Raw genomic sequence first — 1,143 nt, 5'->3', positions numbered from 1 at the left:
ATAGGGGCCTTCGCGACAGGCACCGTCACAGTCTTGACCGCCCCCGGCCCGGCGACGGCCACCGGTTCCCGAGGCGATCAGGAGACAGGCGACCTTGACCAGCATCACGCAGTCCACCGCCCCATGTCACGTCCCGGCGGACGCCGAGGACGTCCTGCTCGGCGTGGACACTCACAAGGATGTCCACGCCGCAGCCGTCATCACCGTGCTCGGCGCCGCCCTGGACGGTCGCAGCTTCCCCGCGACCAGCGATGGCTATCGGCAACTCCTCGACTGGGCACGGTCATTCGGCGTCCTGCGGCGGGCCGGCGTCGAGTGCACCGGCTCATACGGAGCCGCCCTGACCCGTCACCTGCGCGCCGAGGGCATCGAGGTGACCGAGGTCAACCAGCCCGACAAGGCCGCCCGACGCCGCCACGGCAAGACCGACGCCATCGACGCCGAGGCCGCAGCCCGCGCCGTGCTGACCGGACGAGCCACCGCCGCGGCGAAGACCGGCGACGGTCCAGTCGAGATGCTCCGGCTGTTCAAGCTGGCGAAGGGGTCCGCGATCAAGTCCAGGACCCAGGCGATCAACCAGCTCAAGAGCGTCCTGGTCTCAGCTGACTCCGCCCTCCGCGAGTCGCTGGACGGGTTGAGCAACCCGCACCTGTTCAAGCGGTGCGCCGACCTCGATCCCCAGCACGCGAGGGGGCCGGCCGGGGCCGCCCGTCACACCTTGAGGCTGCTGGCCCGCCGCATCCGGCACCTGACCGAGGAGATCGACGATCTCAACAAGCGGATAGCCGAGGCCGTCGAAGTCAGCACGCCGGGCCTGCTGGAAGTCCGCGGCGTCGGCCCGGACAGCGCCGCTGCCCTGCTCATCTCGGCCGGCGACAACCCCGAGCGACTCGTCAGCGAGGCGTCCTTCGCAGCGTTATGCGGCACCAGCCCGGTCGAGGCTTCCTCCGGGAAGACACAGCGCCGCAGGCTGAACCGTGGCGGCGACCGCCAAGCGAACGCCGCCCTCTACCGGATCGTCCTCAGCCGTCTGCGCTGGGACGACCGCACCCGCGACTACCTGCAACGACGTCTGACCGAGGGCAAGACACGCCGCGAGATCATCCGCTGCCTCAAACGCTACGTCGCACGAGAGATCTACCG

The 1,143-nt window shown here is 70.0% G+C and carries 1 protein-coding gene; it reads left to right on the top strand.

Features of this window, described 5'->3' with window-relative positions; all coding sequences use genetic code 11:
- Positions 1-94: 94 nt before the first annotated feature.
- A partial coding sequence (locus tag ACFQ7Q_RS38175; protein WP_383563884.1) for an IS110 family transposase occupies positions 95-1,143 on the top strand: 1,049 nt, incomplete at its 3' end.

Origin of the sequence: Streptomyces sp. NPDC056527 (assembly GCF_042794475.1) — a bacterium.
Classification (GTDB): Bacteria; Actinomycetota; Actinomycetes; order Streptomycetales; family Streptomycetaceae; genus Streptomyces.
Note: the sequence above shows the minus strand (reverse complement) of the source record. Positions and strands in the feature narration are given on the sequence as shown.